The organism is Agromyces selenitireducens, assembly GCF_052748465.2.
This window is the reverse complement of record NZ_CM188259.1, coordinates 1,848,997-1,866,054: the sequence shown is the minus strand read 5'-3', so window position 1 is coordinate 1,866,054 and position 17,058 is coordinate 1,848,997. Positions and strand designations below refer to the sequence as shown.

The following is a 17,058-nucleotide window of genomic DNA, read 5'->3' as shown; positions in this document are numbered from 1 at the left end:
GCTGTGGGCGTCACCATGCGTGGTTTCGCTAATCATCGCGATGCCCGACGAGCTTCTGAGCCTTGGCGTCGTAGATGTAGTCGACGATGCCTCCCGAGATGATCAGCTCGATCGCTTGGTCAATCACGCCGAGCGGCACGATGAACCATTCCGACGGGTCGTAGGCGCGACCCTTGTGATCGGCCTGCGTTAGGTGGAGTCGCGCTGCGGCGAAGACCCGATGCAGAAGGTTCTCCAGCGCGGATGCCTTCAGGTTGTAAGTGCGGTAACTGGCTACGATGTCGACCGGCGCCATGAGGTACGTCGGCGACTTCTCGGCGTTCTTGATCCGATCTTCGACCGCCCCTCGCGTGAAGCCGATCTTGTACAGGTGGTCGATGTCGGCGATTAGTGGGTCTTCGCTGCGGGACCGGAGCACGTAGATGTAACCGCTGACCTCGTCCTCACCGAGGATCTCAGGCAGCTCGGTCCGGGCGACGACGTTGCCGTCCTCGTCACTCAGCCTGATTGCAAGCGACTGCCGATACATGGAGGACTCCGTGCCGTTCTCGAAGACGACCCGCAGCCGCTCGCGCTTGTTCTCCCGCACGGTCGTCTGCTTGTACTCAGTCTCACCGACTTCGGCGACGAACAGCATCACGCCGTTGAGAACGAAGAATGCGCCCGCCACGATGTGGGACATGCCGGGGTAGGGCAGTAGCCTGCTCGCGCCACTTCGCAGCTCATCGTGCTTCTGCTTGAACAGCGGCTCGAATTGCTCGAAGTCCTCGGCCTTCTCACGGCGCGCTGCACTCTCGCTGTCGTGTACTTGGCGGCGCACCGGCAGGTCGGAGACGTCCAGCAGGCCCGTGTCATCGCCGAGCAGGTCGAACTCGTCGTCGCCGAGCAGCTCGTCGATCGACGCCGGCGCCTCGGGCGTCTCCAGTAGTCCGAACTCGTCGAGTGGCTTCAGGGCCGCGATCTTCTCGTCGTTGGCGAGGATCCCGTCCAGTCGTGCGCCGAGTTTCCGCTCGGCGATATCCCGCGTCGTCGAGCTCGGGATCCGGCCGTGGGTGCGCCGGAACTCCACGATCTCCAGGAAGGCCCGCTCAAGCCGATCTGCCGCGGTGATCTTCTGCGGCATGTCGGGCGCGTCTAGCAGGCCATCGAGATCGGAGTCTAGGAGTTCGTCGATGCTGGACGGCGGCTTGAAGCCGTGGTCCTCGGCGGTGCTGGGGTCGCTCATGATTCGTCCGCCATGTCGGTCGCGCGCTGAGCCGCCTCGCGCTCTTGACGCTTCCTTTGTAGGAACAGCACCACCTCGGCGTAGCGCTTCTCCGTCGGCTCGTCGGACCGAACACTCGGCCTGCGACCGTTCACCTTCGCCCACTGCTGGATCTTCGGCCATAACGCGAGCGCTTCCTCCTCGGTGACCTCCACACGCGTGGCCGTGATTGCGTCGGAGATGATCCGCAGCACCGACGGCGTAACCGACTTCGAGATGACCTCGAAGGCCCGCTGGAACGGATTGACCGAGTCGATGAGGTTGATGTTGATGTCGTCGATGTTCACGAACTTGTCGGACATCTTGAGGAAGCGCTTGTCGCCGACGATCTTGACCTCACCATTCTTGATCACCGAGTCCACCACGACCTGCTGCCGCAATTCCTCGACCTGCGACTCGTCCAGATCGGGGTAGCGCTCCCGGATGATCTTGGGGATCAGGATCTTGTTCGTCATTTCAGGGTCCACCGAGCCAATGGCGGCCTTCGCGAATGTGTCGTCTTGCAGGATGGTGGCCTTGAGGTCGTTGAGGTCCGTCTCTACGATCTGCTTGACCCGATCGGTCGAAGGCTCCTTGAAGCCATGGATCTTGATGACGCCCGGCGGGGTCGGCTGGTCGTCGTCGGTTCGCTTGGTCTTGAACTCAAAGTTCTGCGCCAGCACCTGCTCCATCAGCAATGACGCAGTGATCGCCTTCAGCATGTTGTTCACCGAGACTTTCACCTCACTTTGGGGGGCGTCCGGCTCGGCGATCAGATTCGTGAACTGGGCGTGGTCCTTCCCGGGCGAGTCGCGCGTGACACGGCCGATTATCTGGATCACCTCCGTCAGCGAAGCCCGGTAGCCAACGGTGAGGGCGTGCTCCGCGAAAGGCCAGTCGAAGCCCTCTTTGGCCATACCGAGGGCGAGGATCACATCGACGCCGTCCCGATCCTTGGACGCGACGGTGTTGAGGTAGTGCAAGGTATCTGCGCGCTTCTTCTGGTCCGTGTCGTCAACCAGGTCAGCGACACGAAGGATCTCGCCATTGTCGTTCCGGCGGACTTCCATGATCCCCGTGTCCGGGTCGGTGGATTCGACGTGACCGATCGAGTCGATGATGAAGCCGACCTCCTCGATCTTGTCCTTGGTGGACTCGCCCGAGTTGACGTTGGGAATGTGCAGGATCGTCTTCTTGTCGAGGTCGAAGACCTCGGTGATCGCATCCGTGTAGCGGCCTTGATAGAAATGGTGGCCGATGCCGAGCGAGTGCAGGTACTCGTACCCGTTGAGCTGGTCGTAGTAGTTGAACGTGACCGGCATGAACCGCGCTTCATCTTCGGCCGACAGCACAGGTACCGAGTCGCCGCGGAAGTACGAGCCGGTCATCGCCACGATATGGACGTCCGAGCCGTTCATCACGTCGCGAAGCAGCGCGCCGAGGCGGTTGGCCTCGGTGTCGGCAGAAACGTGGTGGAATTCGTCGATCGCGAGCACGGTGCCATTGAAGGCCTCCGGAGCGAGCTTCTCGAACGCGAACCGCAGCGTCGCGTGCGTGCACACCAGCACGGCGTCGGGGCCATCAAGGAAGTCGATGAACGCGCCAACCTTGCCCTGAGACGAGCCGGCATCGCAGAGGTTGTGCTCGGGCTTCACCTCCCAGTCCGCGAAGAAGCCGTGCTCGGTCAGCTTCGTCGACGAGAACGAAGCTCCGATCGACCGCTCTGGGACGGCGACGATGACCTTCTTTCGGTCCTGGTTGTAGAGCTTGTCGAGGGCCACGAACATCAGTGCACGGGATTTGCCCGACGCCGGTGGGGCTTTGACCAGGAGATGCTGGGCATCGCGCTTCGCGAAGACGCGCTGCTGCATCTCCCGCATGCCCATCCCGTCGGTGTTTACCGACCCGCCCGTGTGAGCGTAGGTCACGTTGACAATGTTGACCGGCTTCTTGATCGCGTTCACTTCCGCGCCCCCCTCGTCCTCTTAGCTGGCGCCTTCGCGGCCGCTTCGGCTGTCATCGCCTCATACATAGCGAACAGGTCCGACAACCGCTGCTCATCGGTCTCGTATCCGCGCTTGGAGTAGAGCGAGTCGACCAGCGCATCAACGTCGGCGTGAGCCTGCCGTAGGTCGCTCGGCATCGAATCGGGGTCGTACAACTCGGCGAGAGTGTTCTCGCAGTGGTACTCGCGCACGTCGAGCACACGGAACGCCGCGATGGTGAGCTGCTCCTTCACCGCATCGGTGAGAGGCGGGACGGGGAAGTTGTTGTAGACGATCGTGTTCGAGTACTGGTACCGCATCTCCATGCGGCCAGATACTGCGTTCACCCACGTCATGTGCATCCGCGACGTGAGGAAGGCGAATACCCATGGCTCAGCGTCGTACACGGCGAACCCCTTGTTCGAGATCACGACGTCCGGGCCGAGATACCCCATTGGGATGTAATCCCGGCGCTCTGAAGAGATGCTCGGGACAATGATCGAGTTGGTCGGCTTGTAGCTGATCTGCACGAACCGATGGGGCTGCGAGGCGAATGCGGCCGTACTGCCCGCCTTGCTCTTGGACCGTTCCTCAGCGACTCTTTCCAGGCGAGCTCCGATTGGGGGTATCGCCCTGGCAGCCGTAGCCATCTCGTCTGGGATCCACAGGCAGTATCGCTCACCGTCGTTGATGAACTCAGAGGATCCCATGTAGCGCTTGATGAACAGTTCGCTGCATGGATAAGCGGCAATCATCTGGCGGCGCTCGTCCGCCGACAGAATAAGCCCCCCGCCATCACGCGGCATCGACCCGAACACCATCTCAGGACGTGCCGCACCCAGAGGTTTCGTACGCCGCTGCATTACCACATCTGCCCCGTCTGCGAGGTATCCGTTGATGTTGGTAGCGGCGATCTTGAGGTCGTCGGTGTACACGTACTTTGGCGACGACGACGCGTTGCGAAGACAGATGACCGCGACGGTGACGCCTGCGTTGCGTTTGGCGTTGTTCTCCCACTTGAACGAGGTGTAGGCGTATCCGATCTCGATGCCTTTGGCAAAGATCATCGGAAACATCAGCCCCACGTGCTCGCCCTGCGAAACCGAGTTGGTGGTCACGAACGCAAGCTCAGCTCGCGTGCCCTCGATGTAGTCCGCACCCTTCACGAACCAGAGAGCGATGTAGTCCAGGTTCTTATTGAAGGGTCGCTCTCCGAACACGAACGAAAAATCAGCCTTCATCTCCGCCGTCTGCGCCTTCGCACCTTTGTACGGCGGGTTCCCGATCAGATAGATCTCGCCGCCATCGTTCGGGCAGACGGTGTTCCAGTCCACACGGGCGGCATTGCCCTGCTGGATCCGCCCCGTCTCCTTGAGCGGAATGAGCGGGATGGAGAGGTTGAACTTTGCCCTGAATTCGGTGTTCATCTGGTGCTTGGCGATCCATAGGGAAAGGATCGCGACCTCGACGGCGAAGTCGTCGATCTCGATGCCGTAGAAGTTCTCGATGTTGATGTTCGACACGGCATACAGCACCTGATGGTGGACATCGAGCTCGGCGAGCCGTTCCAAGATTGCATGCTCCACACGCCGTAATTCCTTGTAGGCGATGATCAGGAAGTTGCCCGAGCCACAGGCTGGATCGAGGACTTTGATCTCACTGATTCGCGTCAGCAGGGCTTCGAGCTTCTTTACCGAGTCGTACCCGGCGTCGAGTTCCTCCTTGAGCCCGTCGAGGAACAGCGGCTCGATCGTCTTGAGGATGTTTGGGACCGAGGTGTAGTGCTGCCCGAGATCCGAGCGGTCACCGGGCGTGACGATCGCCTGAAACATCGACCCGAAGATGTCGGGGTTGATCTCGCGCCAGATCAGCGTGCCTGACTCGATGAGCAGATCCCGGGCCCTCTTGGTGAAATTCGGCACGATGTGGTCAGTCTTCATGCTGAAGAGTCGGCCATTTACGTACGGAAAGCTGGCCAGATGCTTCGGCTTGTCCGCGACGAGTTCGGTGTCGAGCGCAGCGAACAGGTCGACGAGGAACTCCGCGACGTCCGACCCGTCCGCCTGAGTGTGCGAGCCGACGGCGTTAGTGAATAGGCTCTCGTCGAAGATCCCGGTGTCCTCAGCGAAGAAGCAGAACAGCAGCCGGGTGAAGAAGACATTCAGTGCGTGACGGCCGTGCGGGAGCTCGAGTAGCCCGGGGTTGGCGGCGAGAAGCTCGTCGAAGAGCTTGCCCATCCGCTCGGCCGCCTTGACGTCGGCGTGCGCCTCGGCGACATACTGCGCCTTCTCCATGCCCGCCCAGGGCAGGAAGAACGTGAAGTGCTGGCCGATGTCCCGAATCGGTATCATCAGGTTCTCGCCAGTCTTCGTATCGACGGCGAGCAGCTGGTCGTAGTCCGTGACGATCACGAACCGCGTGTTGTAGCGCACCACAGTCGGCGAACTCTTGAGCTCGTCGATCACGCCGAGCGGGTCGTCGGTCGTCTCCTTGAAGTAGACAACGTTCTTCTGCGCGACCTCCGTCGTCTTGTCGTCCGCCACACTGAGGGAGCCATTGCGCAGCCGCGTGACGTTGGCCCGTGGCTTCCCGTACGCAAGCAGCAGATCGAAGATGAACTCACGGTCGTACGCGTCGCGTCCTCCGAGAGGGGCGACGCGCTCCTCGACGGCCTTGAGGTTTAGCCTCGCCATGAATCTTGTTCCTTCACGAATCGCGATCTCACTGATGGCCTTTTGGAGGCGCTGCGCTCCTGGCCCAGCTCCGTCGAGCGAGCCTGAGCGTTGTACGCCCGCACGCGGCTGCCGCCCGGCCCGTGAACGGGCAGAGGCATGCCCCAACGTGATCCTATTGGCGCTCCCCGACATGGAGGGTAGACCCTCGGGTCAAGTGTCTCCGCGATCAGTCATTACCGGAGCCTTGAGTTGCCGCGCCGGAATGCGCTCTCGCGCTGCGCCCGGGCCCGCACCTCGCGCTGCGGCTGCGGCTGCGGCTGCGGTCCACCTCCGGCGAACAGATCGCTACAACCTGGAGGAGGCGCTGAAGCCCCGGACCCGGCGTACCCTGTCGCCGCAGAGCGTATATTTCGAGCTCACAGTTCAAGCATGATTGTCGGCCATCCCGCTCTATTGACGGCGGGCATGACAATGTATGGTTTTGATCTCCATTACCAGGCGACCGGCATGTCGCGACCACGATGGCGACCATGGACGGTCAGCTATCCGCCCAGACGATGTGCCGGACCATCGACCCACCACGTAGAACAGTTTGCCTTGGCTCACCGCCCGAGCCTGTCACACACGTGCACGGCGACCCACCTTGCGACGAAGAGACCGGCCAGGAAATTCTGGCGACGGCGACATGCATCAGCTCAGCCGATCACCTAGGGTCGGGATCCGGCGCCAACCTCTGCAACACCTCCGCCGCCACCGAATTCACCGACCGATCCGGCTCTGCATAGTGTTCCTTGGTTGTCGAGGTGGACGTGTGTCCGAGCACGTCGGCAGCAGTCTGGATTCCGACCTCGTTGGCGAGCAGCGTCGCGCCAGTCCGGCGGAAGGCGTGCGGGGTGATCTCCATGTCCTCCATGCCGGCGCTCGCGAGGATCGCCCGAAACGTCCGCCGCGCGTTGTTCGGGGTGAGCGGGGTCCCCTTCCGCGAGTGGAAGAGCAGCGCCTCATCGTTCTCGCCCGCGATCAGCGCCAGCCTCCGGCGGATCACCTCAGCGGCGAACGGCGGCACCGCGATCACGCGATTCGACTCATGGGTCTTCGGGTGCGACTGCCGGAAGACGCCCTTGCCCCTGCTCACGATGATCGTGCCCGCGACGTACACCCGGGGCGGGTCTACGGTCATGTCCACGTCGCACTTACGCAGGGCCAAGGCTTCACCGATCCGCGTGGCGGTTCCGAGCATGACCTCGATGAGGTCGCGGATCTGGCCGTCTGGTCGTGGGCCGAGTCGTCCCTCCTCCGTGCGCCAATCTCGCGCCGCCTGCCGGATCTGCGCGATCTGCTCGGACGTGAGCGCCTTCGGCACGTGCTTCGGCTTCTTCAGCCTCGACGTCTCCTTCACCGGGTTGCGCGGGACGATCTCGCGCCGCACCGCGAACGACATCACCATCCCGAGGATCGTCCGCGAGTGCTTCGCCCGCGGGTACGACTTCGCCCGCTGGGTCTTCAGGAAGCTCTCGACTCGCCCGACGGTCACCTCGCGCACGGTGAAGTTCCCGAACGTGGGCATCACGAGTGTCCGGAGCTCGCGCTCGTACGTGTCCTTCGTGTTGTCCGCCAGATCGTGATCCCGACACATGTCCTCCAGCCACGCGGCGGCAAGGTCGCTGAAGGGCGAATCCGCAGAGAGCCCGTCGGCGCCGTCACCGAGCCGCATCCGACCCGTGAGCTCCTTCTTCAGCGCCCACGCCGCCGCCGCTCGACTCTCAGCGGTCCACGAAACCTGGCGCGTCACGCCATCCCAGTCGCGGTACCGCGTCGAGGCGCGGTACTTGCGCACTGCGACCTTCTGCACGGTGATCTCCCCGAACGTGCCGATCGGCAGGCGCTTCCGACCCGCCATCAGCGTCCACCGCCGCCACGCGTCGTCGCCGGCTCGGCCTCGTGCAGCCGCTCGAGCCAGCGCCGGACGTCGCAGATGCGGTAGCGGATCTCCCGCCCCACACGGATGCCGGAGGGACCCCTCCCGTCGGCGCGCAGATCGTAGATCGCCTGCGCCTGCACGCCGAGGTACTCGGCGAGCTCGCTGGTCGTCAACATCGGCTCGAGACCGAGTCCGGAGATGCGTTCGCTGTCCATGACACATAGGTGTCCGAGGACATCCCAGACGAGCCGAACCCGCCCGAGCACCTCCCGTTCAGGAGGGCCCGTACGACCGTTTCTCGACCAAAAGTGTTGGATAAACGTGTTGCGCATCAAATCTCGTCCCTCCGCTTGGGACAAGAAACCCTGATGAGTCGAGATTTCGAGGTAGGGCGGACGGGACTTGAACCCGTGACCGATGGATTATGAGTCCACTGCTCTGACCGGCTGAGCTACCGCCCCGTGCGCCGGGTCACTCGGGGAGTGCCGCCGGTGCGACGTCGGTGACCGGTTCGGTCACCGGCTTCCCACGATACAGATTCTCGAACGTCGTGATGGTGCGCTGGATGTCGTGTGCGGCGATGAGCCGCAGGGACTCCTCCTGCATCCGGCGGTACTCCGTCGGCGCGGCCTCGAGGACGACCCGCAACTTCGCGGCCAGATCCTCCGCGCTGCCGGGCGTGAACAGGTAGCCGTTCTCGCCGTCGTGCACGAGGTGCGGCAGCGCCATCGCGTTCGCAGCGACGACCGGCAGCGCCGACGCCATGGCCTCCATCGTCACGATGCTCTGCAGCTCGGCGATGGACGGCATGGCGAGGACGGACGCGCGGTGATACGCCTCGCGGAGCTCCTCGTCGGTGACGTAGCCCGTGAACGTGACCCGGTCGGCGATCCCGAGCTCGCTCGCGAGGTGCTCGAGGTTGCGCTTCTGGTCGCCGCCGCCGACGATCTCCACCTTCACGTCGAGCTCGTCGGGCAGCATCGTGATCGCGTTGAGCAGCACGTCGATGTGCTTCTCGTGCGTGACGCGGCCGACGAAGATGATGCGGTTCTCGGTGCGCGGCTCCCAGTTCGGGGAGTACTTGTGCGCGTCGATGCCGCACGAGATCGCGTGGACCCCGCGCAGGCCCGTCGCCCGCTCGAGGAAGTCTGCGGCCCGGCGGGTCGGCGTCGTGACGGACTCGGCGCGGCTGAAGCTGCGTCGCGCGGCCTTCCACGCGAGCCCGACGGCCCACTCGCGCCAGGCCCTCGGGATGAGCGAGAACTCGAGCATGTTCTCGGGCATCATGTGGTTGGTGCCGATGATGCGGATGCCACGCTTCTGCGCCTCGACGGACAGGCCGCGACCGACGATGATGTGCGACTGGAAGTGCACCACGTCGGGCTGCACCATGTCGAGCACGCGGGCGCTGTTCTGCTTGATGCGCCACGGCAGTGCGAAGCGGAGCCAGTCGTGCGGATACCAGCGCCAGCTGTAGAGGCGGTGCGCGGTCATCTCCTGACCTTCGTGCACCTCCTTCCAGCTACCGTGCTTGCGGCTCGCGGCCGGGGCCATGACGTGCACATCGTGGCCGCGCTCCACCAGGCCGGCGGCGAGTCGCTCGGCGAACCGGGCGGCGCCGTTGACGTCGGGCGCGAAGGTGTCGGCGCCGATCAGGATGCGGAGGGGACGCTCCGCGTCGGCAGCGGCTGACGCGCTCGGTGTGTCGGACACGTGGTGCTGTACCTCGCAGTTCGTGGGCTGTGGTGGCCCGGGCGGAAGGGATCGGGGGCCGATCGCCGGGGCGTGCCCGGCTCGATGGCCGGAGGCTCCATCCGAAGATAGTCTACGAGACCCCCGTGCGGGCGACCTGACCCGCGGCGCGGTTCAGAGGCGGGTCTGCGGATGGTTCGCGGCCAGCCGGAACACTCCCCAGACCGCGACCGCGCCCGTGACGATGAACACGAAGGTCGCCCACAGCGGCGCCTGCGACGCCTCGCCGAGCACGATCACGCCGATGAGGACCGCCACCATGGGGTCGACCACCGTGAGTCCGGCGATCACCAGGTCGGGCGGGCCGCTCGCGTAGGCGTTCTGGACGAAGTACGCCCCGAGCGCCGTCGCGGCGAGGAGGGAGAGGACGCAGAGGAGCGTGATCCACTCGAACTCGCCCTGCTGCAGGCGGTTCAGCACGACCTTCGCGAGCGTGGCGACGAAGCCGTACAGGACTCCGGCCATGATCACGTAGTAGAGCGCCCGGATGCGCCGACGCCAGAGCGCGAAGGTGATCGCCGCGGCGGTGAGCACGACCGCGAGGACGATCAGGATCGTGACGATCTGGCCGACCGACACCGGCTTGCTGACGGCCGTGAACGCCGCGACGCCCACGAAGATGAAGACGCCGCCCACGCACATGACGATGGCGACGATCGACTTGTGGTTCAGCTTCACGTGGTTGAGCCGGGAGTTCAGGATCGAGGTGATCACGAGCGCGAGGGCTCCGAGCGGCTGCACCACGATGAGGGGCGCGAAGTAGAGGCTCGCGAGCTGGAACATGATCGCGAGCCCGAGCATCAACGTGCCGAGCACCCACGAGGGGCGTGCGAGCAGGAGCGCGAGCTGCCTGCCGTTGAGGCCCTTGCCGAGCGTGTCGGCGGTGAGTGCCTCGACCTTGACGACGCCGCGATGCTGGAACTGGGCGCCCATCGACAGGAAGACCGCGCCGATCAGTGCCAGCGGGATGCCGATGAACTGTGTCGGATCGAGCGGGATGAGCTCGGTCAGTTCGGTGAGGTCGGGATCCACGCATCGACCCTACCTGCTCCCCCGTCGTTATCCTTGGCGAATGGCCGTCCTCCCCATCCGCATCACGGGCGACCCCGTGCTCCACGCTCCGGCGTCGCCGGTCGACGACATCGACGACGGGATCCGGGCCCTCGTGACCGACCTCTACGACACGATGGACGCCGCCCCCGGTGTCGGCCTCGCGGCTCCCCAGGTCGGCGTGCCGCTGCGCGTGTTCACGTTCGGCTGGACCGACGAGGACGACCGGACGTGGCGCGGCGTCGCCATCAACCCGGAGCTCTGGATCTCCCCGCCGGTGCCCGGCATGCCCGATGATGAGGACGAGTCCGAGGGCTGCCTGTCGTTCCCCGGCGAGCGGTTCGGGCTGCGCCGTGCCGATCGCGCGATCCTGCGGGCCACCGACCTCGAGGGCGAGCCGTTCGAGATCGTCGCCGACGGATGGCTCGCGCGGATCTTCCAGCACGAGTACGACCACCTCGACGGCATCCTCTACACCGACCGCCTCGACGACCACGACCAGCGCATCGTGCAGAAGATCACGAAGAAGCGCGGCTGGGGGCGTCCCGGGAGCAGCTGGATGCCGGGTGTGGACGACCTCGAGGGCTGACGCGCGCGAGTGCCCGCGCCGCGGCATCCGTCGACCTGCCGGTCAGGCGAAGAAGCGGATGCCGGCGGCCACCGCGGCCGCGACGGCCACGACGACGATGAACGGCGTGCGCACCGCGTAGAGCGCGGCGGCGACGATCACGGCGGGCACGCGGGCGTCGACCGTGAGCGCCTGCCCGTCGCCGAGCGTCTGGACCGCGATGAGCGCGGCCAGGAGCGAGACGGTCAGCAGGTCCGCGATCCGCGCCGGCCGCTCGCGCTCGAGGAACCCGGCCGGAACGAGGTGGCCGGCGAGCTTCAGGCCCAGCGTCGCGGCCGTCGCGACCAGGATGACGTGCCAGACGGTCATGCCTCGCCCCTCCGCCGGAGGAGGTCGAACCAGCCGATGACGACCGCGACCGCGGCCGCGACGAGCACCGGGAGTCCCGGGGTGAGCACGGGCGTGGCGATGGTGGCGACCACCGCTGCGACGACCGCCGTCGCGCCCGCCTGGAGCCGCTTCAGCCGTGGCCACAGCAGGCCGAGGAACGCCGCCGCCGCAGCCGCGTCGAGTCCGTAGGCCCGGGTGTCGCCGAGCGCATCGCCGATGAGCGCACCCGCGAGCGTCGTGAGGTTCCAGCCGACGAAGATCGCGATGCCCGTCACCCAGAACCCGACGCGCGCAGCCCGGTCGCTCGTCTGCGCGAGCGCGACGGCGGTCGACTCGTCGATCGTGAGCCAGGCGGCCGCGACCCGGTGCGGCACCCCGTGGTCGCCGACGACCGGTCGCATGCGCATGCCGTAGACGACGTTGCGCACGCCGAGGAGGGCCGCAGCGGCGACGGCCGATCCGCCCGCCGCCGCTCCCCCGGACGCGATGACGCCGACCAGGGCGAACTGCGATCCACCGGTGAACATCACGAGGCTGAGGAAGCACGCCTGCCAGACGTCGAGCCCGGATGCGACGGCGAGGGCGCCGAACGACACGCCGTACGCGGCCGTCGCGAGACCGACGGCGATCCCGTCGCGCCGGGCGCTGCGGACCGCGGCCCCACCGGCGGCGGCGTCCGCGACATCGGACACGAGACCTCCCGGGGTGACGAAAGGCCGCCCGGGAACCGGACGGCCTTCGAGAGCTCCCCCACTTGGACTCGAACCAAGAACCTATCGGTTAACAGCCGATTGCTCTGCCAATTGAGCTATGGAGGATCGCGTATTGCGCAGGGATCACTCTAGCAAAACGACCGCCCCAGTCCCAATTCGAGGCGGCCTCAGGTCCATCAGTACCCGGCCTCGAGATCGATGACGCCCTCGAAGGCGCCGTCGCCCAGGAATGCGCGCGTGTTCCGGCCGATCCGCTCGGCGAACAGCGGCACCGTCATCGCGTCCGTGTCGGCGACATGCGGCGTCACGATGCAGTTCGGCGCGGTCCAGAGCGGATGCCGCGGCGGCAGCGGCTCCGGGTCGGTGACGTCGAGGCCCGCACCCCCGAGCCGACCGGACCCGAGCGCCGTGAGGAGCGCGTCGGTGTCGACGATGGCCCCGCGGGCGACGTTCACGAGGACGGCGCCGTGCGGCATCGCGGCGAACGCGTCGCGTCCGATCATGCCGCGGGTTCCGTCGGTGAGCGCCGCCGTGACGAACACGACGTCGGCGTCGGCGAGGGCGTCGACGAGCCCGACGGAGGTCACCGTTCGCCCGGCGCCCGGCACCGCGGCATCCGTTCGCCGAACCACCGTGGCCCGGACGCCGAAGGGCTCGAGCAGCCGCAGCAGCTCGACCGTGATGCCCCCGCCGCCGACGAGGACCACGTGAGTCCCGTGCAGCGTTCGACCGAGCTCGTCGTGCGCCCACCGCCCCGCACGGACCCGCCGCGGCAGCTCACGGAGCAGGGCGAGGGCGAGCATGAGGGCGTGCTCGGCGACCGGCCCGGCGTAGGAGCCCTTCGCGCTCGTCCACGTCCGGCCGTCGCCGGCGTGGCGACGCAGCAGGCCCGAGAACGCGTCGACGCCGGCCCACGGCAGCTGCACCCACGAGATCGCCGGATACGCGGCGAGCACGCGTTCGAGCTCGTCCTCGCCCGACGGGCTCGTCCACACCAGTCCTCTCGTGTCCCCGGAGAGCGGCTCGACGACTCCTCCGGCGTCGACGACCGCGGTGGCGAACCGCGGCTCGACGTCGGACACGATCGCGATGGTCCCGCGGCCGGTTCCGTCGACGGACGAGGTGGTCACGCCGACTGCTCGGGCCTCAGGTCGTCGATGACCGCGTGACCGCCGTCGAGCGCCGAGCCGAGTGCCCGCACGTACGGGTGCGCGGGGTCGCGGAACAGCTCCTCCATCGTGCCGAGCGCCACCAGCCGGCCCTGGTCGAGGACCGCGAGCCGGTCGGCGACACGGCGCAGCACCGGCAGGTCGTGCGTGATGACGATCGCCGAGAACGTGTGCCCGTCACGCAGCTCGCCGATCAGCTGGGCGACGGCGTCGCGCACGGTGAGGTCGATCCCCGCCGTCGGCTGGTCTGCGATGAGCAAGGACGGGCCCAGGACGAGCGCGCGGGCGAGCGCGACGCGCTGGCGCTGGCCCCCGCTCAGCTCGTACGGGTATCGATCGAGCATGCCGAGGGGCAGCCGGACCGCGTCGACCATCGTCGCCACGCGCGTCGCGAGCGCCCTCCGGTTGTAGCGTCGGTCGCGCTCGAGGATCGGCTCGCCGATGATCTCGGCGACCGTCCGGTCGGCCGGCAGGTGCTCCGCGGCGTCCTGCGCGAGGTAGCCGACGCGGAAGCGCAGCTCCGGCACCCTGCGGCGCGGGATGCCGCGCAGCGGCGTTCCGAGCACGATCGCGTCGCCACCCGTGATCACCGGCCGCACCTCGCCGCCGGGAGCTGCGGGCTCGAAGGCCACGCCCGAGAGCACCCGCGCGAGGGTCGACTTGCCGCTGCCGGCCGAGCCGAGCAGCCCGAGCACCTCGCCTGGCGCGAGCCGCAGGTCGACGCCCCGCAGCGCCACATGGGCTGCGCTGGCACCGTGAGCCGGATACTCGACCGACAGGTCGCTGACGACGACCGGGTGCCCGTGTGCTGCCGTATGGCTCATCCCGCGACCTCCCGGATCCGGCGCAGCTCCTCGCGCCGCTCGGCCTGTGCGGCCGGGTCGGGCACCGGCAGCGACGCGAGCAGCCGCTGGGTGTAGGGGTCCTCCGGCGCACCGAGCACCTCGGCGCCGGTGCCCTCCTCGACGAGGCGCCCGCGGTAGAGCACCGCGATGCGATCGGCGAGCAGGTCGACGACAGCGAGGTCGTGGCTGATGAACAGCGAGGCGAACCCGAACTCGCGCTGGAGCTCGGCGAACAGCTCGAGCACGCGCGCCTGCACCGAGACGTCGAGCGCCGACGTGGGCTCGTCGGCGATCAGCAGCTCCGGCTCGAGCGCGATCGCCCGCGCCAGGCTCGCGCGCTGCCGCTGGCCGCCCGAGAGCTCGTGCGGGAACCGGTCGCCGTACGCCGCGGGCAGCTGCACCGCCTCGAGCAGCTCGTCGACGCGCGGCCGGGCATCCCGGGCGTCGACCGCGCGCTCGTGGATGACGAGGGGCTCGGCGACGCATTCGGCGATGGTCAGCAGCGGGTTGAAGCTCGATGCCGGGTCCTGGAACACGAACCCGATGCGGCTTCGCGATGGCCGGAAGGCGCGCTCGCGGATGCCGTTCATCTCGTGCCCGAGCACCTGCAGCGATCCGCCCGTGACCTTCGTGAGTCCCGCGATGGCGCGACCGATCGTGGTCTTGCCCGAGCCGCTCTCGCCGACCAGGCCGAGCACCTCGCCCGGACGGATGAGGAGGTCGACACCGTCGACGGCACGGAAGCCGGCACGCCCGAGTCGCCCGGGGTACTCGATCTCAAGCCCGCGCGCCTCGACGACGGGCGTCTGCTCGGCCCAGCCCTCCGGTCGGGCTGCCGCGCGCTCCGCGGCCTTCGCCACGCCGTGCCCCACGTACGGCACCGCGGCGAGCAGTCGCTTCGTGTAGTCGTCCTTCGGCGCGGCGAACAGCTCGGTCGCCGTGGCCTCCTCGACCACCCGCCCCTGGTACATGACCGCCACACGGTCGGCGAGGTCGGCCACCACGCCCATGTTGTGCGTGATCAGCACGATCGCCGTGCCGAACTCGTCGCGGACACGGCGGAGCAGGTCGAGGATCTCGGCCTGCACGGTGACATCGAGCGCGGTCGTGGGCTCATCGGCGACGATGAGGCCGGGCTCGAGGACGAGGGCCATCGCGATGACGACGCGCTGCTTCTGCCCACCGGAGAACTGGTGCGGGAAGTGGTCGACCCGCGTCTCGGGATCGGGGATGCCCACCTTGCCGAGGATGTCGATCGCCTTCGCGCGCGCTTCGGCCTTCGAGACCTTCCCGTGGGCGCGCAGCCCCTCCATGATCTGCCAGCCCACGGTGTAGACCGGGTTCAGGGCCGTCGACGGCTCCTGGAACACCATGGCGACGTCGGTGCCGCGGATGCCGCGCAGCTGCGTTCCGCTCAACGTGATCACGTCGTGCTCCGCGGTGCCCGCACGGTTCGAGAGCACGACCGCGCCGCGCGTCGTCGCCGTCTCGGGGAGCAGGCCGAGGATCGTCTTCGCGGTGACGGTCTTGCCGCTGCCGGACTCGCCGACGATGGCGAGCACCTCGCCGCGTTCGACCGACAGGCTGACGTCGTCGACGGCCTTGACGGCGCCGGCGTCGGTCGCGAACGACACGCCCAGGTTCCGGATGTCGACCACCGTGCTCATCGCCTGACCTCGATTCCGTGCTCGTCGAACGTCTCGCCGTCTTCCAGTCCCGCGAGTCCGCCCGGGCCTGCGCCGAGGGTGCCGCCGGGGACGACCGAGGTCTCGGCGACCTCGCCGGCGGCCTGCGCGACGCGACGCCGGCCGCGCAGGCGCGGGTCGGCGAGGTCGTTGAGGCTCTCGCCCACGAGGGTGATGCCGAGCAGCGTGAAGACGATGGCGAGGCCCGGGAACATCGCCGTCCACCAGATGCCGCTCGTGACATCCGACTGGGCCTTGAACAGGTCGTAGCCCCATTCGGCCGCCGCGGTCGGCTCGATGCCGAAGCCCAGGAAGCCGAGCGCTGCGAGCGTGAGCACCGCTTCGGACGAGTTGAGCGTGATGATGAGCGGGAGCGTGCGCGTGGCGTTGCGGAACACGTGCTTCACCACGATGCGACCGTTCGACGCGCCGAGGACCTTCGCCGACTCGACGTACGCCTCGGACTTGATGCGCACGGTCTCGGCGCGAATCACCCGGAAGTACTGCGGGATGAACACGACCATGATCGAGATCGCCGCAGCGAGCACGCCGCCGAGCAGGCTGGACTGCCCGCCGGAGATCACGATCGACATCACGATCGCGAGCAGCAGCGACGGGAAGGCGTAGATGGCGTCGGCGATGACGACGAGCACCCGGTCGAGCCAGCCGCCGAAGTACCCGGCGTAGAGGCCGAGCGTCACGCCGATGAAGATCGACAGCAGCAGGGCGAGCACGATCACCAGCACTGCGGTCTGCGTGCCCCAGATCACGCGCGACAGCACGTCGTAGCCGCCGACGGTCGTGCCGAGGAGGTGCTCGGGCGACGGGGGCTGCTGCGTGCCGAACGACCCGTCGTCGTCGCGGCGCTGCGCGAATCCGTACGGCGCGAGCACGGGGGCGAGCGCCGCCGTGATGAGGAACACGCCGACCATGATCAGGCCGGCGACGAGCATGCCGCGCTGGAGCCCGACGCTCTGGCGCAGCTGGTGCACGACCGGGAGACGGTCGACCAGCCGGCGGCGCGGGGCGGCCGGGGCGGTGGTGACGGATGCCGTCGACATC

14 protein-coding genes and 2 tRNA genes are annotated in these 17,058 nt (G+C 67.2%); 1 reads left to right on the top strand and 15 read right to left on the bottom strand.

Annotation, left to right across the window (positions count from 1 at the left end; translation table 11 throughout):
- Window positions 1-28: 28 nt before the first annotated feature.
- From ACULK4_RS08730 to ACULK4_RS08695, 8 genes are all read right to left on the bottom strand, one after another.
- Window positions 29-1,225 carry a GIY-YIG nuclease family protein gene (locus tag ACULK4_RS08730; protein WP_445966606.1) on the bottom strand — a complete coding sequence of 399 codons (1,197 nt, stop codon included), beginning with the start codon at window positions 1,223-1,225 and terminating at the stop codon, window positions 29-31.
- On the bottom strand, window positions 1,222-3,207 hold the full coding sequence (locus ACULK4_RS08725; RefSeq protein WP_445966607.1) for a DEAD/DEAH box helicase: 1,986 nt from the start codon (window positions 3,205-3,207) through the stop codon (window positions 1,222-1,224). Before ACULK4_RS08725 ends, ACULK4_RS08730 begins: the two co-directional genes overlap by 4 nt.
- Entirely contained in the window at window positions 3,204-5,921 is a 2,718-nt protein-coding gene (locus ACULK4_RS08720) for a DNA methyltransferase (RefSeq protein ID WP_445966608.1), read from the bottom strand. Before ACULK4_RS08720 ends, ACULK4_RS08725 begins: the two co-directional genes overlap by 4 nt.
- Window positions 5,922-6,606: 685 nt before the next feature.
- A complete protein-coding gene (locus ACULK4_RS08715) occupies window positions 6,607-7,617 on the bottom strand; it encodes a tyrosine-type recombinase/integrase (RefSeq protein WP_501043370.1) in 1,011 nt (336 codons plus the stop codon).
- Between the two features lie 185 nt (window positions 7,618-7,802).
- The gene (locus ACULK4_RS08710; RefSeq protein WP_445966610.1) at window positions 7,803-8,039 is read right to left on the bottom strand and encodes a helix-turn-helix transcriptional regulator; all 237 of its coding nucleotides are present in this window, start codon (window positions 8,037-8,039) and stop codon (window positions 7,803-7,805) included.
- Window positions 8,040-8,211: 172 nt separating this feature from the next.
- Window positions 8,212-8,285, bottom strand: a tRNA-Ile gene (locus ACULK4_RS08705).
- 10 nt (window positions 8,286-8,295) lie between these two features.
- Window positions 8,296-9,537 (bottom strand): glycosyltransferase, encoded by a 1,242-nt coding sequence (locus tag ACULK4_RS08700; protein WP_445966611.1) that lies wholly within the window; start codon window positions 9,535-9,537, stop codon window positions 8,296-8,298.
- Window positions 9,538-9,690: 153 nt separating this feature from the next.
- A complete protein-coding gene (locus tag ACULK4_RS08695) occupies window positions 9,691-10,608 on the bottom strand; it encodes a DMT family transporter (RefSeq protein ID WP_445966612.1) in 918 nt (305 codons plus the stop codon).
- 40 nt (window positions 10,609-10,648) lie between these two features.
- Between ACULK4_RS08695 and def the strand changes: the two genes are divergently transcribed.
- Window positions 10,649-11,215, top strand: a complete 567-nt coding sequence (gene def / locus ACULK4_RS08690) for a peptide deformylase (RefSeq protein WP_445966613.1) — start codon at window positions 10,649-10,651, stop codon at window positions 11,213-11,215.
- A 42-nt stretch (window positions 11,216-11,257) separates the two neighbouring features.
- Here the strand turns inward: def and ACULK4_RS08685 are convergent, their stop codons facing one another.
- The 7 genes from ACULK4_RS08685 to ACULK4_RS08655 all read right to left on the bottom strand — a co-directional run bounded on the left by ACULK4_RS08685 (window position 11,258) and on the right by ACULK4_RS08655 (window position 17,057).
- Window positions 11,258-11,563, bottom strand: coding sequence for an AzlD domain-containing protein (locus ACULK4_RS08685; RefSeq protein ID WP_445966614.1), 306 nt, complete (start codon window positions 11,561-11,563; stop codon window positions 11,258-11,260).
- A complete protein-coding gene (locus ACULK4_RS08680; protein ID WP_445966615.1) occupies window positions 11,560-12,276 on the bottom strand; it encodes an AzlC family ABC transporter permease in 717 nt (238 codons plus the stop codon). The genes ACULK4_RS08685 and ACULK4_RS08680 overlap by 4 nt, the downstream gene beginning before the upstream one ends.
- A 53-nt stretch (window positions 12,277-12,329) precedes the next feature.
- Window positions 12,330-12,402, bottom strand: a tRNA-Asn gene (locus ACULK4_RS08675).
- A 71-nt stretch (window positions 12,403-12,473) separates the two neighbouring features.
- Window positions 12,474-13,427 carry an NAD(P)-dependent oxidoreductase gene (locus tag ACULK4_RS08670; RefSeq protein ID WP_445966616.1) on the bottom strand — a complete coding sequence of 318 codons (954 nt, stop codon included), beginning with the start codon at window positions 13,425-13,427 and terminating at the stop codon, window positions 12,474-12,476.
- Complete coding sequence (locus ACULK4_RS08665) at window positions 13,424-14,290, bottom strand: ATP-binding cassette domain-containing protein (RefSeq protein WP_445966617.1); 867 nt, start codon at window positions 14,288-14,290, stop codon at window positions 13,424-13,426. The genes ACULK4_RS08670 and ACULK4_RS08665 overlap by 4 nt, the downstream gene beginning before the upstream one ends.
- Window positions 14,287-15,978: an ABC transporter ATP-binding protein gene (locus tag ACULK4_RS08660; RefSeq protein ID WP_445966618.1), complete on the bottom strand. Its 1,692-nt coding sequence runs from the start codon at window positions 15,976-15,978 to the stop codon at window positions 14,287-14,289. The genes ACULK4_RS08665 and ACULK4_RS08660 overlap by 4 nt, the downstream gene beginning before the upstream one ends.
- Window positions 15,975-17,057: an ABC transporter permease gene (locus ACULK4_RS08655; RefSeq protein ID WP_445966619.1), complete on the bottom strand. Its 1,083-nt coding sequence runs from the start codon at window positions 17,055-17,057 to the stop codon at window positions 15,975-15,977. Before ACULK4_RS08655 ends, ACULK4_RS08660 begins: the two co-directional genes overlap by 4 nt.
- Window position 17,058 lies beyond the last annotated feature (1 nt).